Here is a 23,939-nt window from a genome sequence, read left to right as displayed (position 1 = left end):
ACCGTTGCAGGACCGGATCGTTCGGAGAATCGACTACGTGTCCTCGTTAGTCCACGAGTTGCTGTCGCGGTCGAGCTTGGCGAGTTCGGCCGCCACCGTCTCTGGTGTGATCTGTTGCTCGCTCAGGATCGCAGGCTGGACGTCCTTGGTAATGAGGTTCTGCAGGATTTTGTCGGTGAGCGGCAGGCCGGCATCGGTGATTGCATCCATCGTCGTCTGGACGCTCTGGATCGACAGCACCAGCTTGGAGGCGCGCTCGCGCACGACGCGGGTGGAAAGCCGGATCGGGAACAGTTGATGGATCGCCGATTGCATCTTGTCGCGGGCGATCCGGCCTTCGATGCCGTCGATGCCGATGTCGATGTCGATGCCGGCGATCGCGATGCCGCCGACGATCCCGCCGAGTATGCCGCCCGCGATGTCGCCGGCGGTGATGCTGACCTCGCGGCCAATCACCGGGATGGTGAATTCGACCAGCACGCGCGCAGCTGTTTCAGCGGACATCGCGCCCGCGGAGACCAGAAACCGGGTGGCGCCGGGCGCCAGATATTTCAGGTGCCGGCGAAGCCCGCGATATCGACAAGGATCTTGACGATTTCCACCGGCGCGGAGGCGCCATCGACGGCCTGGTTCTGCAGCTTCAGAATATCGATGCTGGTGGTGGCCGGCGCCGTCAGGCCGGCTCCCTGATACACGGCGGCGATCTTGGGGTTGGTCGCCTTCACCATCGCCTGGAACGTCTTGTAGTCGCTTTCGGCGTCGTGGAGATCATCTTGCGTCTGTACCGCCAATTCGCGGATTCGCGCGGCGCGATTGTCATTGTCAGGAAAGGTAAGCGACATTCTCTGCCCTCGATCGTGCTTAACCAGAGCGGTGTATCGGTGGCATCGAAAAGAGTCAATTGGAAGTAGAGTGTTTATTTTTGCACTACCTTTGATTTTTGGCTCGGCGTCGTCAGCGGACACCCTTGAAACATCTGCTCGCGACGGCCGCCACGGCCGCAATCGTCTGGGGACTGACGCGTCGGTTCTCCGATAGCGATCGAGCGTACGGATCAGGTCTGTAGTCTGTAGGATGGGTAGAGCGAAGCGAAACCCATCAACCTTCTATCCGCACGGAGACATGATGGGTTTCGCTTCGCTCTACCCATCCTACGCCATCTTCACTATTTCGGAATAATGGAAAAGTACCGCTGATTTGCCCGACGCGTCAAGGCGCTTTTCCGGGTCCCGCGGCCATTGCACCTGTGCATGGGGTTGTTTTCGGTATTTTGGACGCGCAGCCCTGCTTCGTCGGTCGCATCAGGCGGATTGACCGGCATGGCGACCGCATCCATATGCATCTGCATGAACCGGCTGCTCCCCGCCGTTTCGCATCCACCTGGACACAGCCAAATACCATCGGCTCCCGTCCCTAACGTTCCGGAGTCGCCGTGGCCGCCCTCTCCATTCTCGATCTCGTCCGCGTCACCGAGGAAACCGACGCGCGCGGCGCGCTCTATAACGCGCGCGATGTCGCGCGCCATGCGGAGGCTCTCGGCTATCGCCGCATCTGGGTGGCGGAGCATCACAACATGGCGGGGATCGCCAGCGCCGCGACGTCGGTCGTGATCGGGCACATCGCCGCGGGCACCAAGACCATCCGCGTCGGCGCCGGCGGCATCATGCTGCCCAACCATGCGCCCTATGTCATTGCTGAGCAGTTCGGCACGCTGGCGCGGCTGTTTCCTGACCGTATCGACCTCGGCCTCGGCCGCGCGCCGGGCACCGACCAGCTCACGCTGCGCGCGCTGCGCCGCACGCCGGAATCCGCCGAGAACTTTCCGCAGGACGTGCTCGAGGTGCAGGCCTTCCTCGCGGCGGCCGGTCCCAACCAGCGCATCCAGGCGGTGCCGGCCGTGGGCACCGACGTGCCGCTGTGGATTCTCGGCTCGAGCAATTTCGGCGCGATGCTGGCCGGCGAGCTCGGCCTGCCCTACGCCTTCGCCTCGCACTTTGCCCCCGAGCTGCTGATCCAGGCGCTGCAGATCTATCGCGCCCGCTTCAAGCCGTCGGAGCAGCTCGCGCATCCCTACACCATGGTCGGCGTCAACATCATCGCCGCCGACACCGACGAGGAGGCGCGGCGGTTGGCGACCACGCAGCAGATGTCGTTCACCAACATCTTCCGCGGCGCGCGCGGCCTCAGCCAGCCGCCGATCGACGACATCGAGAGCTACTGGTCGCCGTCGGAGAAGGTGCAGGCGATGCGGATGCTCGCGCGCTCCATCATCGGCTCACCCGCGACGGTGCGCGCCGGCATCGACGCGCTGGTCGCGGAGACCGGCGCCGACGAGCTGATGATCGTGTCCGACGTCTATGATCACCAGCAGCGGCTGCGATCGTTCGAGCTGATCGCCGAGGCCGGCGGTATCAAGGCCGGCGGGATCACTTGAGCAGGCCGGCAGGCGCCTGCGACTGCGCGAGCTGGCTGAGCGTCACGCTCAGCGAATTCGGCGCATTGTCCCGCAGCATCGAAAGCTTGACCGAACTACCCGGCGCTCCCGCATAGACCTTCTTGGTCAGCTCGTTGGCGCTCTTGATCGGCTCGTCATTGACCGAGGTGATCACGTCGCCTCGCCTCAATCCGGCCTTCGCGGCCGGACCGCCGGTCTGCACGCCGACCACCACGGCGCCGTGCAGATTGTTCGCACCTAGGCTTTCGGCAATGCCGGGGGTGATCGATTGAATCTGCGCGCCCATCCAGCCGCGCGTGACCGTGCCCTTGTCCTTGAGCTGCGGGATCACCGTCTTCACGGTATCCGCGGGTATCGCAAACGCGACACCGACCGAGCCGCCGGAGGGCGAGAAGATCAGGCTGTTCACGCCGATCACATCGCCATGCGTGTTGAAGCTCGGCCCGCCGGAATCGCCGCGGTTGATCCGCGCGTCGATCTGGACGAAATCTTCCGAAGATCCGGTCTCCAGGTCGCGCGCACGCGCCGAGACGATCCCCGCGGTGACGGTGTTTCCGAGGCCGAACGAATTGCCGGCCGCGAGCACCCAATCGCCGGTGCGCGGCGGTTGCTCCGCGAGCTTGACATAGCTGAAGTCGGTCCGCCCATCGACCTTGAGCAGGGCCAGGTCGCTGACCGGATCCTTGCCCAGGACCTTCGCCTTGTAGACCTTGTTGTCACTGGTGCGAACATCGGCGCGGTCGCTGCCTCCGAGGACGTGATTGTTCGTCACCGCATAGCCGTCCGCCGAGATGAAGAAGCCCGAACCGATCGAGGTCATCTCACCCGACTTCGGCAGATTGCCAGGTCCGCGCCTGCCGGGATTCGGAACAGCCCTCCCCGGCGTGTCCTGATCGGGCAGGCCGTCCGGCCCGGAAGAGTCGCCGGGAGACTGGCCGGGAGAAGCGTCGTCGTCATCCGCCGCTGCCGCCACTTTGGCGTTGACGCCAATCACGGCCGGCCCGACCTTCTCGGCAAGATCGGCGAACTCGCCAGGACCACCATTGCCATGATCCGCGCCCGAATTCACCGGCTCTGCGTGGGCAAGACTTACGCTTACAGGACTTCCGCTTACAAGACTTGCGCTTACAAGGCTTGCGCTCACCAGCAACGCCGACGTGAAGGCGGCGGTGACGAGCGACGTGCGAAGGCTGACGAAAGCCGGGTTTCTGTGATTCATCTTCCGCGTCCATGTTTGGGATCAGCCGATTGCTTTTCGATGAGTTGCCGGCCCGGACGCGACGATCAGTGAACCGTTCCCCGCAAGCACAGGGGCGCAATGCCGAGCGACGAACGGCAACGGATGGAGGGGCAGACCGTTCCATCGGCGTCCGCGGGTGGACGGGCGGCTCGCCACCTTTGCGCCCTTTTGCGCATCAAATCGCCGGGTTTTCGCTTGCTTTGGCTGCCTGTGCCCCTACGGTGCGCCCGCAACGACGGAGACGATCTCGACCATGGACGCCGCAATGAACTGCCCGAAATGCAATTCCGAGCATGCCTATCAGGACGGCGTTCTCTGGGTTTGCCCGGAATGTGCCCATGAGTGGAGCAGCGATGCGGCCGCGGCCGCCGAGACCGCGCAGCAAGCGGGCGTGCGCGATGCGCACGGCAACCCGCTGATGGACGGCGACAGCGTCATCGTGATCAAGGACCTCAAGGTCAAGGGCTCGTCGTCGGTCGTCAAGGGCGGCACCAAGGTCAGGAACATCCGCCTCACCGAGGGCAGCGACGGACACAACATCGCCTGCAAGATCGACGGCATCGGCGCGATGAATCTGAAATCGGAGTTCGTCAAGAAGGCCTAGCGTAGCCTGGCCTACGCGTCCGCCAGGGCTTTCGCCGTTGAGGCGGCAGCCTTCGCGACGTGCCGGTTTTTGTCGTCGACCAGCACGACCCGCGGATGAAACTTGCGCGCCTCGTCGGCGTCGAAGCTGGCATAGGCGACGATGATGACCTTGTCGCCGGCCATGGCGAGCCGCGCGGCCGCGCCGTTGAGGCCGATGGTGCCCGATCCCGCCGGCGCCTCGATCACATAGGTCGAGAAGCGCGCGCCGGTGTCGATGTTGTAGATGTCGACGCGTTCATTGATGAGGAAACCGGCGGCCTCGATCAAATTGCGGTCGATCGAAATCGACCCCTCGTAATGCAAGTCCGCTTCGGTGACGTGCGCGCGATGAATCTTGCCCTTCATCAAAGTCACTTGCATCGAGACCATCCCGTATCGTTGTGTCGGAATTTTCCGCGCCGCCAATAACGGCGCGCCGCTTCCGCGTCAACGTTGTCCGGGTGTACGCTCGCTTCAAGCGCAGTTCCGCCGCGATGGGTTTGTCCTGAAATCGCCGACCGCGCCGGTCTGCAATGCTCCGCACCGTCAAAATCGGAGAATGAATGCGCTGCGGCGGAGCCTTTCCGGAGCAGGCTATTATTTGTGACGCGGCGGCGAACGCCCTACTCCCGCTTGCTCGCAATCTCGTTCGCCAAGACCACGATCACCTCGCCGTCGAGGATCGGCTTTGCGACCTCAAAGAAGCGCGCCACGGCCGGCGAATTGTTGTGCCGGTCCATGGCTGCCTGATCCAGGTATCGCTCATACGTTGAAAATATCCGGGGACTGTCGACATCCTGCGAGACGTAGTAGCCGACGGTGGACGGCTCGTTGGCGCGGACATGCTCGACGACGTCGAGCAACGCCCGACGCATCGCCGCCTCGTGGCCCTTCTTGGTCCTGATGATCGCCGTAATCGCTAGCATGCACTCTCTCCGGAATTGGTAGCCCGTTCGCTCGACCCATCCTACACGGTTTTGACTCGCTCACACCCTGCTCAATGCCTGTGCGATGTCGGCCACCAGGTCGGACGGATGCTCGATCCCGATCGAGAGCCGGATCGTCGAATCCAGCACGCCGATCCGCTTGCGGATATCGGCCGGCACGCCGGAATGCGTCATGGTGGCCGGCAGGCTCGCGAGCGACTCGGTGCCGCCGAGACTGACCGCGAGCTTGAAGATCTGCAGCGCGTTGAGGAATTTCTCCGCCGCTTGCTGCCCGCCGACGATGTCGAACGAGAAGGTCGAACCGGCGCCGCTGCTCTGGCTCGCGAACACGCGCCCCGCGGGAGATGCCGGATCGTGATGGCCGAGATAATGCACCTGCGCCACCTTGGGGTGATCGCGCAGATAATCGGCGACGATCCGCGCGTTGCGGTCGGCCTTTTCCATGCGCAGGCTGAGCGTTTCCAGCGAACGGCTGATCATCCAGCAGGAATGCGGATCGAGCTGGGTGCCGATCGCGCCGCGCAACGCCTTGATGTCCTTCATCAGCTTCTTGGAGCCGAGCGCCGCGCCCGCGATCAGGTCGGAATGGCCGCCGACATATTTCGTCAGCGAGTACAGCGAAAGATCGGCGCCGTGCTCGATCGGCCGCTGAAACACCGGCCCGAGCAGCGTGTTGTCGCAGGCGATGATCGGCGTATGGCCCTGTGCCTTGCCGATCGCGTCGGCGATGCGCCGCGTCAGCGCGATATCGACCAGGCCGTTGGTCGGATTGGCCGGCGTCTCGATGAAGATCATCGCGACGCGGCCCTTCTTCATCGCCTCGTCGGCAGCGGCGCGGATGACACTCTCGTCGAGGCCGTCGGCAAAGCCCACGGCGTGAATCGAGAAGCCCGCCAGCGTCCTGGTGAACAGCGTCTCGGTGCCGCCATAGAGCGGCTGCGAATGCAGGATCACGTCGCCGGGCCGCGCGAAGGCCAGCACCGTGGTCGAGATCGCCGACATGCCGGAGGAGAACAGCGCGCAGCTCTCGGTGCGCTCATAGATCGCAAGCCGGTCCTCGACGATCTCGCTGTTCGGATGATTGAAGCGCGAATAGACCAGCCCGGCCCCCATGCCTTCCGGAGGCTCGCGCCGGCCTGCGACAAAGTCGAAAAAGTCCTTGCCGTCCTCGGCGGTGCGGAACACGAAGGTCGAGGTCAGGAACACGGGCGGCTTGACGGCGCCCTCCGACAGCTGCGGATCGTAGCCGTAGTTCAGCATCTGGGTTTCCGGATGCAGCAGGTGATTGCCGATATGGGTTTTGGACGGAAACGGTTTTGTCATGGCCGGTCTCCTGTTCACGGGCCGCCGCGCTGGCGGCGATTCCCGGAATGATGGGACCAGCATACCCCAGCTTTATGCCATTCAGCCAAAGCACGGCATCAGACAGTTCTGGATAACGAACGGCCGGCGTGCGCCCTGCTCCGCCGGCCGTTCCGAATGTCACGCAGTGGTGAAGACGCGGGCTACCAGCCGCGATCCACGTTGCGCACCTCGCCGGTCCGCGCATCGACATCGACCTGCATCCAGCGGCCGAGGCGGTCACGCCCCTCGACCTCCCACTCGTCGCCGAGGAACTGGGTGTTCGACACCGTCACGATGCCGAGATTGGTCGCGACGTCGAGCGCGGCCTCCATCGAGATCTGGCTGCCGGAATCGTAGGCCATCGCCGGCGTCGCTGCACCGATCGCCAGGGCCGCGATCGCGGGAATAATGAAACTTCGCATGGCTCACTCCTCATGGAACGGGATGTTATGCCGCATAAAACGAGCGGCGCACCCAATCAGTTCCGACAACAGGGGTGACGAAGCAGCGCGAAACTTCGGCAGTTGCGGCAATTTGGTGGCGGTTCCGGTTTCATCGACGCGCGCTGCTCGCCTTGCGCGCTCTCTTCTTCCACATTCGAAATCCGCCCTCGAACGCGTTGGCGTTGTCGCCGAACCTCACCTTGGGCGGCGGGTTGTCGACCTTGTCGGCATTGCCGCCGCCGAGCACGATGTACTCGGGCTCCAGCGCGGCGGACAGCCGCGCGATGACGTCGTCGACGCTCTTGCGCCATTTCTTCCGGCCGCGGCGCTCGAGACCGGCGGCGCCGACATAATCCTCGAACGTCGCGCCCTTGCGGTACGGCAAATGACCAAGCTCCATCGGCTCGTAAACACCGTCCACGATCATCGCGGAGCCGAGGCCGGTGCCGAGGCCGAGAAACAGCATCCGGCCACCCTGATAGCTGCCGATCGCCTGCATCAGCGCATCATTGACGACCCTGGTCGGGCGGCCGAACGCGTGGTGAAAATCGAAGCCGGCCCAGCCACGGCCGAGATTGTGCGGCTCGGTCAGCGGACGGTTGTGAACGACGGGTCCGGGATAGCCGACCGAGATCACATCATAGGACCAGTCCTTGGTCAGCAACTTGACCTGCCGCACCATCTCGGTCGCGGACAGAGTTGGACCCGACTCGAATTCGCGCTTGACGCGCTCCTTGTCGGTCATGACCTTCACATGCGTGCCGCCGACGTCGATCGCCAGCACGGTGCGGTGCGACGCGGGCCGTTTCATTTTCTTGCTGGTCTTCTTGCCTGCCTTGTTGGCCATCGATCCGCTCTCTGGTGCGCAGCGAGTGGAGCAGAGAAACGCATCGCGCGCCACAGCGACGTTCTGCATCTGACTCCAATTTGTTCGCGAAGAACGAATCGGAATCAGGAAAATCGGCGCGACCCAGATGTTAACAACACATATACACCGGCCGCATCCGAACAATCGATGTTGTATCATGATGGGATTATTGCTCTCGGCGCGGAACATCGCGGCGCATTTCAGGCGCACTGCGTTCTCCTGCGTCACTGGTCGAGCGATGAGTCGCACCACGGCCACGTTCCCGATCCGACTCCAGTTTGTTCGCGAGGAACGAATCGGAATCGAAAAATCGGCGCGAAGCGATTCTTAACAAGACGTTCGCGTGACTTCGATGCCGCGGCACTTTGTACGGCGGATGAGCGCAAGCGTAATCGGCATCCATCGACGACATCACTGCGGCGGATTACGCCGCACCAATTATCGGCCGCGCCTTGCGCGGACCGGCTGGCCACCCCGCCCTGCACGCTGAGTGAGCCGCCAGCCTTTGAGGTGAAGCCAGAGCGCTTCGGCGACCGGTCCGTGCGAGTGTTGACGATGGCGGATAGCCGCCAGATTTTCCTCGCGGCCCGGAAAATTCGGTCCGGCGATGCTGATCAGCCTGCCGTCCCGCAGCTCGTCCTCGATCAGCCATGCGGGCAGATGGCCCCAGGCGAGACGATGCAGGATCAGCTCCTTCTTCATCATCTGGTCCGGCACGCTGCACTGATGCGCACCATCGATCAGGAAGAAGTTTTCAGACGACGATCGCCGCGCCGTGTCGCGGATCACGCACTGCGTGAAGGGGCGCATCTGCTCCGGCGTGACCTTCTTCGTCCACGCAAATGGCAGAAAGCCGGGAGCGACAACCGGCACCATGGCCGTGCTCCAGAGCTTGATCTGTTCGAAGCGCGGATCGGACGGGTCCGCGCGATGAAACGCCAGATCGGCGTTATCATCGATCAGGCGCTCGAGCGGTCCGCCGACCGCCTCATATTCCAGGTGCAGGCGCGTGTTGGGATAGCGGGCAAAGAACGCCGACAGCATCTGCAGCACCGGCGGCCGCGGGCACAGGTCGCCGATGACGATGCGCAGGACGACCTCTTCTCCGCCGGCAAGCTGCTCCGCATAGCCCTGCAGCAGTTCGAGCTCGCGCAGCGTCACCTGCGCGCGTGAGTGAAACGTCCGGCCGGCATCCGTCAGCCCGATGCGGTATCCGCTGCGATCGAACAGCGTGAGGCCGAGCTGCTGCTCGAGCCGGGCGACCGCCGCAAACACCGACGGGTGCGACCGGTTCAGCGCCGTGCCGGCGGCCTGAAAGCTTCCCTTGGTCGCGACGGCGTCGAAGCAGCGCAAATCGTGGAGCTTGATCCGATCCATTATTCATAAAACCTACAGAGATTGATCAATCTTAGTAATTTTTCTTCGAGGGCGCGAGTCCTAGCCTGGCTCGACGCGAAGCCTGCCGGCTTCCACCAGCACAAGGGACTGACGGGATGAGCGCCGATCGATACTTCACCACGGCGGACGGCTGCCGGATTGCGTACCGTATCGACGGTCCCGACGATCGGCCGATGCTCGCGCTGTCGAACTCGATCGCCACCAACCTGCACATGTGGGATCGTTCGATGCCGGCCCTCAGCCGGTCGTTTCGGGTGCTCCGCTACGACACCCGCGGTCACGGCGGGTCGGACGCGCCGGTGGGCGCCTACTCGATGGACCGGCTCGGCCGCGACGTGGTCGAGCTGCTCGACCACCTCGCGATCGATCGCGCGCATTTCCTCGGTCTGTCGCTCGGCGGCTTTGTCGGGCAATGGCTCGGCGTCTTCGCGCCCGAACGCATCGATCGCCTGATCCTCTCGAACACCTCGTCCTATCTGGCGTCGGAGCTACCGTTCGACGAGCAGATCCGCGCGGTGCTCGCGGCCACGGACATGAATGGAATCGCGGACGGCTTCATGCGCAACTGGTTTCCGGCGGCGATGCTGGCTGCACCGAACGACATTGTCGACGAATTCCGCAACATGGTGCTGACCACGCCGCCGCGCGGTCTCGCCGGATGTTACGCGGCACTGCGCGACGTCGATCTCCGCCGCGTCATCTCGCTGATTGCGGCGCCGACGCTCGTCATCGGCGGCGAGAGCGACACCGTCACGCGGGCCAGCCACAGCGCTGATATCGCCGCGACAATCACCGATGCCAAGCTTGTTCTGCTGCCCGGCGTTCACATCCTCAATATCGAGCAGCCGGATCGATTCAACAGCGAGGTCGTGAGCTTCCTTGCGCTCTCCGCCAGATGACTGCGTAGCCCGGATGAGCGAAGCGACATCCGGGACCGCTCCAAGAGTACGCGATCGAGCCCCGCATATCGCTTCACTCATGCGGGCTACAGGGATCATGCACCACACGTTCCCCATCCGACTCCATTTTGTTCGCAAAGAACGAATCGGAATCGAACAAATCGGCGCGAATCGAATCTTAACAACACGTTGCAGATTTGATTCCGATCGGCTCTGTAGGCGGATTAGCGCAAGCATAATCCGCCCTCTGCCGCGTTCAGACAACGCCGGGTTACGCGGAGCTAACCCGCCCTCGCGATTCCCTCATATTCAAGCTCCGGCCGCAGCGCGCGCATCTTCTCCGCAAGCCTGTGGCTTGACGTCTCCTCCGCATGCGCCAGCCGGTTGACCAGCGCGACATAGTCCGCATCGCTCTTGTGCTGGTTCAGCTTTGACTGGCCCTCGATCTCGTCGACGACGATGTCGATCACCCTGATCCCCGCCAGCATCGCTTCGCGCTTGCCGGGCTCCATCTGCGTCAGGCCCCAAGGCTGCTTCGGCAGCCGCGCCTCGGACGCCGCGAGCAGCGCGTCGCCGTGGCCGCGGTTCACGTCGTGCTGGCGCAGATGCGCGATGCCGGACAAATGCACCGCCTCGTAGAGCCAGGTCGAGACGTTGTCGGGTGAGACATACCAGTCGTTCGAGATGTAGGCGTCGTCGCCGGAAACGATCAAGAGGAAGCGCCGCGTGCCGTCGGCGAGCTCGACCAGCGGATTCTTCGCGGTGAGATGGATCTGCACGATCACGCGCTCGTCGCGGCGCTCGATCACGAACGGCACATGGGACGCGCGCGGGCCGCGCGCATCGGCGGCGACGATGGCGCCGAAGCCGCGCGCCGCCGCAAAGGCGAGCGCGCGGTCTTGCTCGATGCGAAACTGGGGACGGAGGATGTGCATGGCGGCGGCGCTCGCGAGCTGGAGGGAGACGACCAGCAAGGCTAGCGCAACTTTCGCCGGAGATCACCGCCATGCACGATCCGGCTCAGCAGATCATGGCATTGTCGCCGTGATCGCAGACGCCGCCGGGCTGGTCCCGCGGCAGTGCCTCGGACTCGCCGAAACGCGGGACTGCCATGCGCGGCGGACCACCGCTCCAGCGGCCGGCGGCGACATGGCTCTTCACGAGCGCGGATGGGCCCGCCGCCGGCACTTCGTGTGCCATGGCCGACGCCGTCAGCATGGCGAGCGCGGTCAGCGCGGCCGCAACCTGTTTGATCCTGGACATCAGTTGCTCCTGTTGGATTCAGCACGCGGCGCACTGTTCGCCGCCGGCCGATCAGTTCGCGCTCACATCATGATCGATCGCTCTGCCGTCTTATTCCGACGCCATGAGGCGAGCGTTTGGATGCAGGACAGTCCACCCGCGCATCTTCTTCCACGTCGATCCGACACGTTCGGTTGATCGCGGCGTGACAGACGAGGTTGCGACGCACCCCGCAAACCAAATCCGGCTGCGCTGCCTGCGACAAAACAGCCCGACGGGCAACTCAGCAAAACCTGTCAATCCTAGAACAAGAAAATGTTCCGCTTGCTGCCCATTGGGGCCCATGGGTGCGATCGGCACCCGGCTTTCCCTGCGCCCTCTGTTCGAAAGAGGGCGGAACGAAGAGCAAAGCTCGGGCAAAACATGTCACGAGAATGCGGATGTAGGACTCACTGGCCGCGCCACACATTCAGTGTCGTCCCGGCGCAGGCCGGGACCCATAACCACCGAAGGCGATTGTTGCGCGCCGCTGCGGCCACAACTTTCCTCACCAACCCAATCCTGGGGTTATGGGTCCCGGCCTTCGCCGGGACGACGATGTGGAAAACGCGGGCTCGGACTGTCACCGTCACGCTGAGGAAGCCGCGCAGCAGCCGTGTCCACCGTTGAACTGACGGCAACTAGCAGGTTACGCTGCCTCCAACCTCACGCCCTCCCGCTGGAAGGATCCCCATGAACGGCAATCGATATTATGGCGTCCGCGTCGAGGGCGCGAAATATGGCGTGGGGTTCGGCTCGGCGCTGGCGATCGCGATCTCCTACACCAAGAACCATTCGATCCTGTGGGCGATCATTCACGGTATCCTGGGCTGGCTCTACGTCATCTACGCCGCGCTGTTCGGGTGAAGCGGAACACATGACCGTCATCTCGATTCAGTCACAGGTCGCCTGGGGCCATGTCGGCAACAGCGCCGCCACCTTTCCGATCCAGCTGCACGGCATCGACGTCGTCGCCGTGCCGACCACGCTGCTCAGCAACCGGCCCGGCTATCCGACGATCCGCGGCCGGGTGCTCGACGTGCAGCTGGTCGCCGACCTGCTGCGCGGCATCGAGGAGCGCGGCGCGGTCGAGAACGCGCGGATGATCCTCTCAGGCTATCTCGGCTCGGCCGACATCGCGATGGATGTCGCCGACTTCGTCGCCCGCGCGAAGGCGGAAAACCCGGCCCTGCTCTATTGCTGCGATCCCGTGCTCGGCGACCGCGACCGCGGCATGTTCGTGCGATCGGACATTCCGCCGCTGGTGCGCGACGAGCTCTGCCCGCTCGCCGACATCATCACGCCCAATCATTTCGAGTTCGAATTCCTCTGCGGCGCACGCGTGACGACGATCGATGACGTCATCGCGCAGGCGAGCACGCTGATGGCGCGGGGACCTGCGACCGTCGTCATCACCAGCGCCGAGCTGGCCGGCACCCCGCAGAGTGAGATCGAGACGCTGGCGATCGAGCGCACTCAATCCGACAAGACCTATGCCTGGCGCGTGCGCACGCCGCGGATTCCGATCAGCCCGTCCGGCACCGGAGACCTGTTCGCCGCGCTGTTCGTCGCCGCCCGCGCGCGCGGCCTGGCGACGCCGGATGCGCTCAGCCACGCCGCGTCAGGCATCCACGGCGTGCTGGAACGCACGGCGCAGAGAGGAACCGAGGAAATGCGCATTGTCGAAAGCGCCGGCCTGATGCTTGATCCGAAGCCGCGCTTCGCGGCGGTCGCCATCGCCGCATCCTGACATCCGGGACACCTCATGATCGACATCACCACCCTCCTCACCTACGCCGCCGTCGTGCTCGGCCTGTTCCTGATCCCCGGGCCGGCGGTGCTGCTGGTGCTCGCGCGTTCGGTCACCGGCGGCGCGCGCGTCGGCGTCGCGACCGGGTTCGGTATCGCGCTCGGCGATCTCGTCCACACCGCGATGGCGACGTTCGGCCTGTCGGCCGTGCTGATGACCTCGGCGCTGGCGTTCTCGGTCGTGAAATATGCCGGTGTGATCTACCTGATCGTGCTCGGCGTCCGCGCCCTGTTCGAGAAGAACGACGACCTGGATTTGCCGGCGGCGCAGCCGGTCGATCCGCGCCGTGCGTTCCGGCAGGCGATCTGGGCGGAAATGCTCAATCCGAAGACCGCGCTGTTCTTCCTCGCCTTCCTCCCGCAGTTCGTGCACCCCGGCCACGGCTCGGCGGTCGCGCAGTTCGCGACCCTCGGCCTGATCTTCGTCGTGATGAGCGCGGTCTACACCTCGCTGCTGGCGTTCGCCGCCGGCCAGATCAGCCCGTGGATCCGGCGGCATCGCCGCATCGGGCAGTGGCAGGGCCGCGTGGTCGGCACGATCTACATCGCGCTCGGCGTTCGTCTGGCGTTTCAGGAGCGCTGATGTCCCCGCTCAAGCCGCAAGCCACGTATGACGACTTCGCCCGCCTCGATATCCGGATCGGCAAGGTCGTCGAGGTGCAGCCGTTTCCCCGCGCCCGCAATCCGTCTTACAAGGTCGGCGTCGATGTCGGCGCCGGGCGGATCATGTGGTCGAGCGCACAGATCACGAATTACGAGCCGGTGGCGCTGGTCGGCTCACTGGTGGTGTGCATCTGCAATCTCGGGCCGAAGAACATCGCGGGTTTCACCTCGGAACTGCTGATCCTGGGCGCCAAGGACGCCGGCGGCCAGGTGATCGTGCTCGGTCCGCGCAGCGAGGTTGCGCTCGGCGAGCCGATCTTCTGAGGCCGCCTCGATCACGGCCGCGTGATTCAAATCGTCTGGATTCCCCGTAGTTTACCGATGGGGGATCACCCGGATTCTCAGTGCCCGCGCGCGCTGCTATTTCAGCGCACGAGAATCGCTTCGGCATGGGAATCGGAAGATGTCTGCAGTTTTCTTTCACTGCTCCGACGACAAGCACGTCATCCTGGATCGCACCGGCGCCGCGATGGATCTGGCGGAGGCGCGCTTGTATGCGGAGCAGCTGGCGCGCAGCTACGTGATGACACCGAGCGTGGAAGACTGGCGCAACTGGGCGGTCCACGTCACCGACGACATCGGAACCGAGATCTTCGAGCTGCCGTTCACCGCCATCCTCGGCGAGCTGCACTGAGGGCATGCCATGAATTCGATGGAACTTGCCCTGCGGCCGTTGCGGCGCCACCTCGCCCACCTCATCGCGCGCTGCGTCGCGCTGATCGATGGCGTCATCAATCCCTATCGCCCCGAACTGTACTACATGCGCGGACCAGGCCCGAAATGCCGCGCCCGGCGGCAAGCTGCACTGCGCGACTAGCTCCGCGGCATCCACAACGAGAAAAGGCCGGCGGGCGTTACGCCACCGGCCTTCTCCTGCAGCTGCCGGTTCCCGGAGTCCGGTTCCGCTGCGATTCCACTTGGTCTTGAGCTTGCGACGACTGTTTTAATCAAATCTTAACGGCATAGCGGTGAGCTAGATCCTAGGATTCCTTCGTCGTGCGGCGTGGCTTGTTCGTTCATCGTGCTTGATGCGCTGCACATCGTTTTTGCGCCGATCGCACGCCGATTGTGCGCCACGCATCTTAGGGAACGCGCGACTCAGTGTTACCCTGTGATGCAAACCGAAACGGAGACTTCGGAATGCCGTACTACACCTTCGATCTCGTGGTGGGGGACGAGTTCCGTAATCAAGGAACCATCATCCTCGAAGACATCAGCCTCGCCTCCGACCGCGCCGACCAGCTCGCCAACGAGCTGTCGCAGGTCAAGCCGGAGCTGAAGGCGCGCGGCTGCGCGGTGCGCGTCACCGACATCGACCGGCGCGAGCTCTACCGCACGCCGCTCGATCCCGTGCCGCGGTGGCGCAGGGCGGGCTAGCGTACGTTGGTTAGATCTGCGGCGATCGCGCTTGCGCGATCCCAGTGTCCTGTGCGCGACGGCGGGGACGTCTGCTCTGCCCGCCGTCAGCTTTGATGCGGTCCGCGCATCATCTTCAGCGCGTCCTCGATATGGCGCCAGTCGCGCGCGTCGTCGGTCTCGCCCTTGCTCTCGCAGGCCACGGCGTTCTGCGCGGCCTGGGCGATCGCCTCGGGGCCGTGCTTCAGCAGCATCTGCCGCGCGATGGTGTGGATCTGCATCTCGGCTAACATGGCGCTCTCCTCGGCTGTCGACTGCTGACATCAGAAACCACTGAGCGCCGCGTCTGGTTCCAGCAGCGCGCCGGGCGCGCCACAATCAGCGGTTCCCACGCGGCGCGGCGGCGGTTACAGAGAGACGGATTCCGTTGCTACCCGGGTTGCCGCAGCCATGGCGCAGAACATCTACGACGATCCCGGCTTCTTCGCCGGCTACAGCCAGTTGCCGCGGCAGGTCCGCGGACTGCTCGGCGCGCCCGAATGGCCGGCGATCCGCGCCATGCTGCCCGATGTCGCGGGCAAGCGCGTGGTCGATCTCGGCTGCGGCTTCGGCTGGATGTCGCGCTGGATGCGCGAGCAAGGCGCATCCGACGTGCTCGGCATCGACCTCTCGCAGAACATGATCGCCCGCGCCGCGGCCATGACGCAGGATGCGGCGATCACCTACGAGATCGCCGACCTCGAAACGCTGGAGCTGCCGAAATCGACCTTCGATCTCGCCTACTCCGCCCTCACCTTCCATTACATCAGGGACTTCGATCGCCTGGCGCGCATGCTGTATCGCGCGCTGGTCCCGGAGGGCCATCTGGTCTTCACCATCGAGCATCCGATCTACATGGCGGCCGCCCATCCGGACTGGGGGCGGGACGAAGACGGCCGCAAAACATGGCCGGTCAACCGCTACTTCATCGAAGGCGAACGCCGGACGGACTGGTATGTGAAGGGCGTGCTGAAATATCACCGCACCATCGGCACCACGCTCGACGCGTTGATCGGCGCCGGCTTCACGCTTCGCCATGTCGAGGAATTCTCCCCGACACGTGAGCAGATCAAGGCGATGCCCGAGCTGGCCGACGAGCTCGAACGGCCGATGATGCTGCTGGTGTCAGCGCAACGCTAGGCCGCGAGCAGCTTGTCGAACTCCTCGGGCGGGTATGATTTCCCGTCCTTGTCGGTGATCACCACCTGCCATCCCTCGCTCGCCCAGACCTTGGCCTTGGCGATGATGATGAAGGTGCTCTCGCGCTCGATCCTGACCGTTTCGTTCTCGCGTTCTGCGATCATCTTGTAGGTCAACGCTTGTCCCTCGCCGACTTGGTCCATCCGGCGGTTTGTTGGCAGCGGCTTTGGGCCGGATTTCGCTGGGACTGTGACAATTTGGTGGAAGCGCCGGCGCCGGATATGGCAGCGCGCAATTTGCGGTCGCGCCTATGCGAGTTTTCCCATCAAGGTCGGCATATCCAGCGCCAATGAGTTGACGTTGACGCTGCGCGCGAACCGCATCTGCGGTCCCTCGAAGGTGCAGGTCACGGTATCGCGAAACGCCGATTCCACGAAGGTCCAGGTCATCACGAAGGTGCGCAGGTCGCGCCAGGTGCCGCTCGCGACCACGCGCATCACGTCCGGCTGGTACTCGTGATGCAGCTTGTTGCCGGTCATCGTCGTGGTGCCCTCGCGCGGCGCATCGAGGCCGACCTCGATCCGGTGCGTGCCTCTGCCGTCCTCGAGCGTGAAGGTGCAGGTCTTGTCGGCGAAGCCGAGATTGATCGCTTTGATCGCGTCGGCATTGTCAGGCATGTGCCAGGTCTTGCCGGAAACCTGCGCTGCGACCGGCGACGAGGCCGGCACCAGCACCGGCAGCAACTGCAGGGCCGCCGTCCGCGCCTTCAGCTTGTCGGCGTCGGCATCGTTGTTCGCCGCGGCACCGGCGAACATCGCCGGGAAATGACGGAATACCAGCTTGTTGAAACCGCTGCGTTGCGGAATGCCGGCGGTGATCGCCAGCACCGCATTGTGCCTGGGAAACACGAAGCTGAGCTGGTCGAACAGGCCGTCGGCATAGAACGTCTCCGGGCCAATCCACCATTGATAGCCATAGGTGTCCTTGACGTGGGGCTGCTGCACCGCCGCCACCCATTCGGCCGGCAGCACCTGCTTGCCGTCCCATAGGCCGTTCTGCGCATGCAGGATGCCGAGCTTGAGGCAATCGACCGTCTTCCAGCTGAAGCCATTGGCACCTGGCGAAATCCCCTCCGGCCCGACCGGCCATTCATAGCCTGAAATTCCAAGCGGATCGAAAAGCCGCGGCTTCAGATAGTCGGCCACGGCCTCCCCGGTCGTCTTCGTGACGATCGCGGACAGCAGATACGTCGCGGCCGAGGTGTACACCCATTTGGTGCCGGGCTGGTAGACGACCGGGATCTTGAAGAACTCCGCGACCCAGCTGGTCTTGATCGGCCGCCACGCCGAGCCCGAGGTCATCGACGCGTGGCCGGTGCGCATGGTCAGGAGATCTTCGACCGTCATCGCCGCGAGCTTGTCGTCGACGACAGGCGGCAGCTTGTCCTTGAAGAACGAGACCGCCTTGTCCTGAAGGCCGAAGCGCTTGTCGGCGATCGCAAGCCCGACGGCGCAGGCGGTGACGCTCTTGGTCAGCGAATGCATCATGTGGTTGCGATCGGCGCGGTACGGCGACCACCAGCCCTCCGCGACCACCTTGCCGTTGCGCCAGAGCATGAAGCTGTGCAGCTCGTAGCCCTGGCGGTCGACCTCGTCGAGGAAATCCAGGATCGCCGGTGGCGCGATGCCCTGCTCGTCCGGCCGGCCGCGCGACAGTCCGTCGGCAAACGCGGCCGCTGCCTGCGCCTTCGTCATGCCGAGCCGCCCGTCAGGCGCCAGCATGACGGCGGCGCCGCCCAGGAACAGCTGCAATGCCCCACGCCGTGACGGCCGACCCAATGCGAAGCCGTCAGTTTCTTGATTGTTGCTTGGCATGGCCGCCCTCCAAAAGCAGAACGGAGGTTATGGCGACGGCTCGCCCTGTCAACGCATGCGGCGCGCATGGCGGCCACAAGAAAAACCCCGCCTTGGAGGGACGCCAAGGCGGGGAAGGTTCATTGGGTAGAAATCCACGCGCCTGGAAATGGAGAGCGCGGGGAAGTAGCGGCAACAATTCTATTTGCCGCCGTCGTTCGGACAACAGGATTAAAGCGCGCGCAACGCCGGGACTTTTTCCCGATCGAGCTGGCAAAAATCCCGAACCTGGCTTGCGCCACGCTGTTCACTGCACCACGTCGAGCCTGACATTCGTGATGCCCTTGCCGATCATGCCGAGCGATTGCGCGGCAGAATGCGAGACGTCGACGATGCGCCCGGGAACATAGGGTCCGCGGTCATTGACGCGCACCGTGACCGAACGGCCGCTCTTGACGTCGGTGACGCGCAGCCTGGTGCCGAACGGCAATGTCGGATGCGCGGCGGTCAGTTCGCGCCCGTCGAACTTCTCGCCGCTCGCGGTCGGCTGCTCCTCGCTGTAGAAGCTCGCAACGCCATGCGAGGCGATCTTGCTGTCGCCGGTCCTGCGCGAGGCATAAGGCGTATGCTTGCGCGCCGTGGCGATGCGCGTGCGCGTGGCAGATGACGCGGCCCGTGCCGGCTCGATCGATACGGGCCGGCTCGCGAGCGCCTGCGAGCGCTGGCTGACAACGGAGGATTGCGCACACGCCGCGAGCGACGCCGCGCCGATCATCACGGCAAGCAGCCGGAGCGGCTTTCGGGCATGCGCAAACGGGATCGGGGCCGCAGCACCATGCGCGCTGCGTTTGACGCCGACGTACGAGATGACTGCATCGTCGCGTGACATTGTTGCACCCCCAACTTGCGCCCCAGCCCAAGCCGAAAATCCAACGCCCTATCAGCCGAATCCAATCGGGGCGGAACGGTGGCGGAGCGCGGTCAGACGTGCCGGACGCCATGCGATTTGCCCTCGGCTGTGGTGGATGCGCCACACAACCCAGGGAGCTTTCATCCGGAATGCAGTAGGGGGCGCTGCGCGAGAGGCTGCGGACGCTCGTGCCCTTTGTCCCCGGCTTGGGTTCCCCAAACACCCCAACCTCTCCACCCTCTCGCCTTGCTTTGGTCAAACCGGACTGGAGTCGTGGGGACCGGGTCAGGGGTCAATACAGAGCGTAAATTTGCCGGCCGCCCATTTGCGGTTGACCTTGGAATGAAACGGGGACCGCCATGCAATCGACACTGAAAGACGCAGATCCACACGATATTTTCGCGATCGAACCCAGCTTCGCTCCGGTACGCCCGGACAACGCCGCTGCGCCTGCCGGAAGGGCAGCGCCGGGGCAGCGCGAGCCCTATTTCGGCCCGAGCCTCGCGCCTTCGTCGGCGCCCCCGGCCGCGGCCGTCACCTCGGTGCCGCCGGTCACGCCCATGTCAGTGGCGCCGGAGCCGCCGGCCGAGCCGGCCTATAGCGCGCCAAGCCACAACGGCCGACTCGACGACATCAGATTGGACCGCGCGCCGCGCCCCACCAGCAAATGGGCGATCCGCGCCTTCTGGTTCTGCTTCGCGATCGCCGGCGCCATGGGCACCGCGGCGTGGCAGCACTACGGCGATCGCGCCAAGCAGATCGCCGCCGAGTGGGCACCCCAGATCGCTGCACTGACTTCGCTGATCCCGGGCAAGGCAGCCTCCGCCTCGGATCAGGCGAGTGCGCCCCCAGCGCAGGCGGCGACCACCGATCAGGCGGCAGCTGAAGCTGCACCGGCCACTCCGCCACAGGACGTCGCCACGGCCGCGCCCGCCGCAGCTGCGCCCGCCCCCGCCGCAGCACCAGCCGCCGCGGCAGCTCCGGTCGCAGCGGCTGCGCCGGTCGCACCTAGTGTCCCGGCGGCGCCTGCAGCGGCACCCGACCAGACGCAGTTGCTGCAATCGATGGCGCGCGATCTCACGTCGATGGGACAACAGATCGAGCAGCTGAAGACCAGCATCGATCAGCTCAAGGCCAGCCAGGATCAGTTGGCACAGCGCGTCGCGAAGACGACCGAGACCAGGGCCGTCGAGCCGCGGCCGGTCGCTCCGCCGCGCCCGCGCGCCGCGGTCACGCCACCGGCGGCGCCGCATGCCGCCGTTGCGCCGCCGCCGGTGCGCCGGCCGGCGCAGGCCTATATCCCGCCGCCTCCGCCGCCGGCATCAGCAGCGCCGATGCCGGCGCCCGCCGCCGCCCCGCAGGCGGTTGCACCGCGGCCGGTGCAGCAGCAGTCCTCGGTTGTTGACGCGGACGATGGCGGCCCGGTGGTTCGGCCGCCGATGCCGCTGCGCTGAAGCCTGACGGACCGGTAAAAAAGCGTGCGGCCGATCGCGATGACGCGATCGGCCGCAATACGTTCGTATTCGATTACGCGCTCTGTCCGGGCGGCAGCACGACCACGGTCGCGCCCGGCTTGACCCGCTGATAGAGGTCGATCACGTCGCCATTGGTCATGCGAATGCAGCCCGACGAGATCGCCTGCCCTATATATTCGGGCTGGTTGGTGCCGTGGATGCGATACAGCGTGTCCTTGTTGCCCTGGTAGAGGTAGATGCCGCGGGCGCCGAGCGGATTGGCCGGCCCACCGGCGACACGCTTCGGATACGGCCCGAGCCGCTCCTGGATATCCTGGGTCGGAACCCAATCCGGCCATTCGGCCAGGCGGCCGACGGTGGCGACGCCGGAGAAGGCCATCGCCTCCTCGCCGACGGCGACGCCGTAACGGATCGCCTTGCCGCCGGGCAGCACGTAATAGAGGTAGCGCGCGTCGGTATCGACCAGGATCGAACCCGGCTGCTCCCGACGGGTGTACTCGACTATGTGCCGTTGGAACTGCTGCGGGATCTTGGCATCCGCATAAGGCGGATGCGCCAGCAATTGCCGATCGCGCGACGTCATCGCGACATCCGTCGCCGGCGATAGCGTCGCCTGCATGCAGCCGCCAAGCGCCAGCGATCCCAACAGCACCGCGGCAAGCCCCAACTTTGACACGATCATTCTCCCCTGCGTCAACTTGTGCCACATGCTGCCGAAATCGTGCTTAAATCGTGGCAGCGCAGGTTGGAACACGTCTGTTTGATCGGTTCTTTCCGTGAGTGTGTCCTAGCGGTTGCACTCGGTTCCCCTGGACGCTAGCCTCACAAAAAACGTCCAAAACCTCCGGAGGAAATTCATGCGTTACGCTCTGCTGATCGGCGGCCTGATTGTCGCAGCAACCCCTGCCCATGCCGATCCGCGCGCGGCCTATGTCACGATGGTGCTGCAGGCCTTTGCCGCCAAGGTCGAGTGCCCCGGCACCGATCTGGTCTATCAGGACCTCGTGCAGCGGGCGCAGGACATGCATCTGCCCGACGGCACCACCGAGAAGGTGCGCAAGGCGATCGCCTTCATGCATACGGGCGGCAAGATGGGCGAGAAGCAGGCCGACGACCTGATGACGGAAGTCGCGATCGCGACCCAGACCACCGACCTCGATCAGCGCCGCGCCGGCAGCATGACGACCTGGTGCCAAGACCAGAAGACGCGCCTTGCGGGCTACATCAGGACGAAGGAATAGAAAGCGTTTCGAGCGAAGCCTGTCCCGCACTTGATGCGGGATGGGCACCGGTTCGCGTCGCGTCAGACAAGAATCCTCAATCGAGCTCCGGCGGCGCGAACCAGTTGGTCAGCGACAGGCCGCCATCGACCACGATCGACGCCCCGGTGACGTAACCGGAGAGCTTGTGCGAGAGCACGGCAAGCGCGATCGGTGCGAGATCGTCCGCCTGGCCAAGCCGTCCGAGCGGAATGTGCTTTGCCAGCGCTGGATCGGCGACGAAGCCGCCGGCCGCGATCGCGCCGGGCACCAGCGCATTGACGCGGATGCCATAGCGGCCCCAGCTCTTGGCAAGCTCCTTCACCAGCATCGCCATGCCGGCCTTCGCGGTCGAGTAGTGCGGCAGGTTGCGCGGCGTGCCGGCATGCAGCGAGGTGAGCAGCAGGAACGAGCCCGGCGTCTTCGATGCTATCAGCCTGCGCGCCAGTTCGCGCGACAAATGAAAGCCGGCATCGAGATTGACCGCATGCATCTGCCGCCAGGTCTCTTCATCGACGGCCATCGCATGATCGGCTTCGCGGCGCGGCGGCGAAGCGCTGTGGACGAAATGGGTCACCTGCCCGACTGTGGCTTGCGCATGCGCCAGCAGGGCGTCGCACGCCGCGCGCTGCGCGAGATCGCCGGCCCACGCGACCGCGAGTTCGGGACGCGGCGCGGCCTTGATCGCCGCCAGAACCTTGTCCTCATGCAGATCGGCAAACACCGTCCGCACTCCTTCGCCAACCAGGGCCTGCGCAATGGCGCGGCCGATGCCGTTGCCCGCGCCGGTCACCAGGGCTGTCTCGCGCGCGGGATCGAACGGCGAGGTGAAGAGGCTCATGATCGCGAAACTCCCGGGATTGGCAGACCTGCGCTCAGTATGGCGGCGCCTTGCGCGCCCGCTGTGCCTTGGCGGCTTCGATCCACCAGGAAAAGTCGTCAGCAAAACGCGGAAAGGCGCGTTCGAGCGACTTGCCGGCCTCGCCGATCGGCTTGCCCTCGGCCGACAGCGTCTGCGCAATCGGTCCCGCACCGATCGTGCTCGATATCACCACCATGCCCATCTCGGACAGCGTGCCGTGCCAGGCGGTCGCGGCGCGGACGCCGGCGAACCGCCCGGCCGAATAGCTTGCGATCGCCGCGGGCCGCCAGAACCATTCCTCGAGGAAATGGTCGGTCAGGTTCTTCAGCCCGGGCTGGATACCCCAATTGTATTCGCCGGTGACGAACAGGAAGCCGTCGGCGTCACGGATTTTTCCGGCGAGCGTTTCGAGCACGGCCGGTGCCTGCCCCTTGGGATGTTCCTTGTACATCCGGTCGAGCATCGGCAGGCCGACCTCCTTGGCATCGATCAACTCGACATCGTTGCCGCGCGCACGAAGGCCGTCGACGACGAAATGTGCCAGCCGGATGCCCATGCGATCCGAGCGATAGGAGCCGTAGAACACGAGAATGCGGTGGGTCATGACAAGCCGATCCTAGCACGGTGCGGCAACAGCGTCCTGCGGTGCGGCGCGCGGCGAGCCGGCGCGCACAAGCGTTAACCGGCCTTCCGGCTCGCTTCGCCGGCATTAAGCAATTCGTCGCAGGCCCCTCGCCATGGCCAAAAATCGCCAGATTTCTTTTCTGGATATGTTTTCGCTTCGAGAAGGAGAACCCGACATGCGGATCGCAAAGCTGGTGTTCGCAGGCTCGCTGGCAGCCATCGCTGCTGTTGCCACGCCTGCGCTGGGCAAGAGCACCGAGCGGCAGAAGGCCGACGAAAAATCCACCACCACCACGTCGTCCGGCTGCCAGGCCTATCAGCAGGCCGCCGATGGCACCTGGAACCAGCTCCCCTGCGGCGAAGCGGGCTCGAACGGCGCCACCCAACACCGCCCCGCGGCCAAGGGCGCTGACGACGACGAGCACTGACGTGTCACGCCCTGCCGCCACG

33 protein-coding genes are annotated in these 23,939 nt (G+C 64.8%); 14 read left to right on the top strand and 19 right to left on the bottom strand.

Going from position 1 to position 23,939, the window contains the following annotated elements; all coding sequences use genetic code 11:
* Positions 1-33: 33 nt before the first annotated feature.
* From ACVWYP_RS23520 to ACVWYP_RS23510, 3 genes are all read right to left on the bottom strand, one after another.
* Positions 34-504: a hypothetical protein gene (locus ACVWYP_RS23520; RefSeq protein WP_304500035.1), complete on the bottom strand. Its 471-nt coding sequence runs from the start codon at positions 502-504 to the stop codon at positions 34-36.
* A gap of 47 nt (positions 505-551) precedes the next feature.
* Positions 552-842: a hypothetical protein gene (locus ACVWYP_RS23515; protein ID WP_304500034.1), complete on the bottom strand. Its 291-nt coding sequence runs from the start codon at positions 840-842 to the stop codon at positions 552-554.
* Positions 843-1,165: 323 nt separating this feature from the next.
* Positions 1,166-1,348, bottom strand: a complete 183-nt coding sequence (locus tag ACVWYP_RS23510) for a hypothetical protein (protein WP_304500033.1) — start codon at positions 1,346-1,348, stop codon at positions 1,166-1,168.
* Between the two features lie 84 nt (positions 1,349-1,432).
* On the opposite strand from ACVWYP_RS23510, the gene ACVWYP_RS23505 reads away from it, so the two are divergent.
* Positions 1,433-2,434: an LLM class flavin-dependent oxidoreductase gene (locus ACVWYP_RS23505; protein WP_304500032.1), complete on the top strand. Its 1,002-nt coding sequence runs from the start codon at positions 1,433-1,435 to the stop codon at positions 2,432-2,434.
* On the opposite strand, the gene ACVWYP_RS23500 is transcribed toward ACVWYP_RS23505, so the two are convergent.
* Positions 2,427-3,524, bottom strand: a complete 1,098-nt coding sequence (locus ACVWYP_RS23500) for a S1C family serine protease (protein ID WP_304500031.1) — start codon at positions 3,522-3,524, stop codon at positions 2,427-2,429. The two genes, ACVWYP_RS23505 and ACVWYP_RS23500, sit on opposite strands and share 8 nt — an antisense overlap.
* 424 nt (positions 3,525-3,948) lie before the next feature.
* On the opposite strand from ACVWYP_RS23500, the gene ACVWYP_RS23495 reads away from it, so the two are divergent.
* Complete coding sequence (locus ACVWYP_RS23495) at positions 3,949-4,299, top strand: zinc ribbon domain-containing protein YjdM (RefSeq protein ID WP_304500030.1); 351 nt, start codon at positions 3,949-3,951, stop codon at positions 4,297-4,299.
* Positions 4,300-4,310: 11 nt separating this feature from the next.
* On the opposite strand, the gene panD is transcribed toward ACVWYP_RS23495, so the two are convergent.
* The 6 genes from panD to ACVWYP_RS23465 all read right to left on the bottom strand — a co-directional run bounded on the left by panD (position 4,311) and on the right by ACVWYP_RS23465 (position 9,298).
* Positions 4,311-4,700 carry an aspartate 1-decarboxylase gene (gene panD / locus ACVWYP_RS23490; RefSeq protein ID WP_304500029.1) on the bottom strand — a complete coding sequence of 130 codons (390 nt, stop codon included), beginning with the start codon at positions 4,698-4,700 and terminating at the stop codon, positions 4,311-4,313.
* Positions 4,701-4,942: 242 nt separating this feature from the next.
* Positions 4,943-5,245, bottom strand: a complete 303-nt coding sequence (locus tag ACVWYP_RS23485; RefSeq protein ID WP_304500028.1) for a putative quinol monooxygenase — start codon at positions 5,243-5,245, stop codon at positions 4,943-4,945.
* A gap of 60 nt (positions 5,246-5,305) precedes the next feature.
* The gene (locus tag ACVWYP_RS23480) at positions 5,306-6,589 is read right to left on the bottom strand and encodes a cystathionine gamma-synthase family protein (RefSeq protein WP_028344889.1); all 1,284 of its coding nucleotides are present in this window, start codon (positions 6,587-6,589) and stop codon (positions 5,306-5,308) included.
* A 182-nt stretch (positions 6,590-6,771) separates the two neighbouring features.
* Positions 6,772-7,032 carry a PepSY domain-containing protein gene (locus ACVWYP_RS23475; protein ID WP_016842771.1) on the bottom strand — a complete coding sequence of 87 codons (261 nt, stop codon included), beginning with the start codon at positions 7,030-7,032 and terminating at the stop codon, positions 6,772-6,774.
* A gap of 130 nt (positions 7,033-7,162) precedes the next feature.
* Positions 7,163-7,864: an ROK family protein gene (locus ACVWYP_RS23470; protein WP_028344887.1), complete on the bottom strand. Its 702-nt coding sequence runs from the start codon at positions 7,862-7,864 to the stop codon at positions 7,163-7,165.
* Positions 7,865-8,359: 495 nt separating this feature from the next.
* On the bottom strand, positions 8,360-9,298 hold the full coding sequence (locus ACVWYP_RS23465; protein WP_304500027.1) for a LysR family transcriptional regulator: 939 nt from the start codon (positions 9,296-9,298) through the stop codon (positions 8,360-8,362).
* Positions 9,299-9,414: 116 nt separating this feature from the next.
* Between ACVWYP_RS23465 and ACVWYP_RS23460 the strand changes: the two genes are divergently transcribed.
* Positions 9,415-10,218, top strand: a complete 804-nt coding sequence (locus tag ACVWYP_RS23460) for an alpha/beta fold hydrolase (RefSeq protein WP_304500026.1) — start codon at positions 9,415-9,417, stop codon at positions 10,216-10,218.
* 281 nt (positions 10,219-10,499) lie between these two features.
* Here ACVWYP_RS23460 and ACVWYP_RS23455 read toward each other — a convergent pair whose 3' ends face one another.
* Together ACVWYP_RS23455 and ACVWYP_RS23450 are read right to left on the bottom strand one after the other, a co-directional pair.
* A complete protein-coding gene (locus tag ACVWYP_RS23455; protein ID WP_304500291.1) occupies positions 10,500-11,153 on the bottom strand; it encodes an FMN-binding negative transcriptional regulator in 654 nt (217 codons plus the stop codon).
* A gap of 85 nt (positions 11,154-11,238) precedes the next feature.
* Positions 11,239-11,481, bottom strand: coding sequence for a hypothetical protein (locus ACVWYP_RS23450; RefSeq protein ID WP_304500025.1), 243 nt, complete (start codon positions 11,479-11,481; stop codon positions 11,239-11,241).
* Between the two features lie 711 nt (positions 11,482-12,192).
* On the opposite strand from ACVWYP_RS23450, the gene ACVWYP_RS23445 reads away from it, so the two are divergent.
* The 7 genes from ACVWYP_RS23445 (at position 12,193) to ACVWYP_RS23415 (ending at position 15,348) form a co-directional block, all read left to right on the top strand.
* Positions 12,193-12,366, top strand: a complete 174-nt coding sequence (locus tag ACVWYP_RS23445) for a hypothetical protein (protein ID WP_016840760.1) — start codon at positions 12,193-12,195, stop codon at positions 12,364-12,366.
* 10 nt (positions 12,367-12,376) lie between these two features.
* Positions 12,377-13,249 (top strand): pyridoxal kinase PdxY, encoded by an 873-nt coding sequence (gene pdxY / locus ACVWYP_RS23440; protein WP_304500024.1) that lies wholly within the window; start codon positions 12,377-12,379, stop codon positions 13,247-13,249.
* A gap of 15 nt (positions 13,250-13,264) precedes the next feature.
* Positions 13,265-13,891, top strand: a complete 627-nt coding sequence (locus tag ACVWYP_RS23435; RefSeq protein ID WP_304500023.1) for a LysE family translocator — start codon at positions 13,265-13,267, stop codon at positions 13,889-13,891.
* The gene (locus tag ACVWYP_RS23430) at positions 13,891-14,235 is read left to right on the top strand and encodes a tRNA-binding protein (protein WP_038383785.1); all 345 of its coding nucleotides are present in this window, start codon (positions 13,891-13,893) and stop codon (positions 14,233-14,235) included. The genes ACVWYP_RS23435 and ACVWYP_RS23430 overlap by 1 nt, the downstream gene beginning before the upstream one ends.
* Before the next feature lie 139 nt (positions 14,236-14,374).
* Positions 14,375-14,605 (top strand): DUF6894 family protein, encoded by a 231-nt coding sequence (locus tag ACVWYP_RS23425; RefSeq protein ID WP_016840757.1) that lies wholly within the window; start codon positions 14,375-14,377, stop codon positions 14,603-14,605.
* Between the two features lie 9 nt (positions 14,606-14,614).
* On the top strand, positions 14,615-14,788 hold the full coding sequence (locus ACVWYP_RS23420) for a hypothetical protein (RefSeq protein WP_304500022.1): 174 nt from the start codon (positions 14,615-14,617) through the stop codon (positions 14,786-14,788).
* Positions 14,789-15,111: 323 nt separating this feature from the next.
* On the top strand, positions 15,112-15,348 hold the full coding sequence (locus ACVWYP_RS23415) for a hypothetical protein (protein WP_016840755.1): 237 nt from the start codon (positions 15,112-15,114) through the stop codon (positions 15,346-15,348).
* Positions 15,349-15,434: 86 nt separating this feature from the next.
* Here the strand turns inward: ACVWYP_RS23415 and ACVWYP_RS23410 are convergent, their stop codons facing one another.
* Positions 15,435-15,620 (bottom strand): hypothetical protein, encoded by a 186-nt coding sequence (locus tag ACVWYP_RS23410; RefSeq protein ID WP_016840754.1) that lies wholly within the window; start codon positions 15,618-15,620, stop codon positions 15,435-15,437.
* Between the two features lie 157 nt (positions 15,621-15,777).
* On the opposite strand from ACVWYP_RS23410, the gene ACVWYP_RS23405 reads away from it, so the two are divergent.
* On the top strand, positions 15,778-16,506 hold the full coding sequence (locus ACVWYP_RS23405) for a class I SAM-dependent methyltransferase (protein WP_304500021.1): 729 nt from the start codon (positions 15,778-15,780) through the stop codon (positions 16,504-16,506).
* Here ACVWYP_RS23405 and ACVWYP_RS23400 read toward each other — a convergent pair.
* The 3 genes from ACVWYP_RS23400 to ACVWYP_RS23390 all read right to left on the bottom strand — a co-directional run bounded on the left by ACVWYP_RS23400 (position 16,503) and on the right by ACVWYP_RS23390 (position 19,248).
* Positions 16,503-16,709, bottom strand: coding sequence for a hypothetical protein (locus ACVWYP_RS23400; protein ID WP_304500020.1), 207 nt, complete (start codon positions 16,707-16,709; stop codon positions 16,503-16,505). The two genes, ACVWYP_RS23405 and ACVWYP_RS23400, sit on opposite strands and share 4 nt — an antisense overlap.
* A gap of 105 nt (positions 16,710-16,814) precedes the next feature.
* Complete coding sequence (locus ACVWYP_RS23395; RefSeq protein WP_304500019.1) at positions 16,815-18,380, bottom strand: serine hydrolase domain-containing protein; 1,566 nt, start codon at positions 18,378-18,380, stop codon at positions 16,815-16,817.
* A 286-nt stretch (positions 18,381-18,666) separates the two neighbouring features.
* On the bottom strand, positions 18,667-19,248 hold the full coding sequence (locus ACVWYP_RS23390; protein ID WP_304500018.1) for a septal ring lytic transglycosylase RlpA family protein: 582 nt from the start codon (positions 19,246-19,248) through the stop codon (positions 18,667-18,669).
* A gap of 380 nt (positions 19,249-19,628) precedes the next feature.
* Here ACVWYP_RS23390 and ACVWYP_RS23385 point away from each other — a divergent pair, with 380 nt between their 5' ends.
* Positions 19,629-20,723, top strand: coding sequence for a hypothetical protein (locus ACVWYP_RS23385; RefSeq protein ID WP_304500017.1), 1,095 nt, complete (start codon positions 19,629-19,631; stop codon positions 20,721-20,723).
* A gap of 73 nt (positions 20,724-20,796) precedes the next feature.
* Here ACVWYP_RS23385 and ACVWYP_RS23380 read toward each other — a convergent pair whose 3' ends face one another.
* Positions 20,797-21,426 carry a L,D-transpeptidase gene (locus ACVWYP_RS23380; protein WP_196238256.1) on the bottom strand — a complete coding sequence of 210 codons (630 nt, stop codon included), beginning with the start codon at positions 21,424-21,426 and terminating at the stop codon, positions 20,797-20,799.
* A gap of 175 nt (positions 21,427-21,601) precedes the next feature.
* Here ACVWYP_RS23380 and ACVWYP_RS23375 point away from each other — a divergent pair, with 175 nt between their 5' ends.
* Positions 21,602-21,985: a hypothetical protein gene (locus ACVWYP_RS23375; RefSeq protein WP_016843931.1), complete on the top strand. Its 384-nt coding sequence runs from the start codon at positions 21,602-21,604 to the stop codon at positions 21,983-21,985.
* Between the two features lie 76 nt (positions 21,986-22,061).
* On the opposite strand, the gene ACVWYP_RS23370 is transcribed toward ACVWYP_RS23375, so the two are convergent.
* Together ACVWYP_RS23370 and ACVWYP_RS23365 are read right to left on the bottom strand one after the other, a co-directional pair.
* A complete protein-coding gene (locus ACVWYP_RS23370) occupies positions 22,062-22,844 on the bottom strand; it encodes an SDR family NAD(P)-dependent oxidoreductase (protein ID WP_304500016.1) in 783 nt (260 codons plus the stop codon).
* A gap of 34 nt (positions 22,845-22,878) precedes the next feature.
* Positions 22,879-23,469, bottom strand: a complete 591-nt coding sequence (locus tag ACVWYP_RS23365; RefSeq protein WP_304500015.1) for an NADPH-dependent FMN reductase — start codon at positions 23,467-23,469, stop codon at positions 22,879-22,881.
* A 133-nt stretch (positions 23,470-23,602) separates the two neighbouring features.
* Between ACVWYP_RS23365 and ACVWYP_RS23360 the strand changes: the two genes are divergently transcribed.
* Positions 23,603-23,917, top strand: a complete 315-nt coding sequence (locus ACVWYP_RS23360; RefSeq protein WP_244435747.1) for a hypothetical protein — start codon at positions 23,603-23,605, stop codon at positions 23,915-23,917.
* Positions 23,918-23,939: the final 22 nt, after the last annotated feature.

The sequence above is a fragment of the Bradyrhizobium sp. USDA 3262 genome (assembly GCF_054060035.1).
Note: the sequence above shows the minus strand (reverse complement) of the source record. Positions and strands in the feature narration are given on the sequence as shown.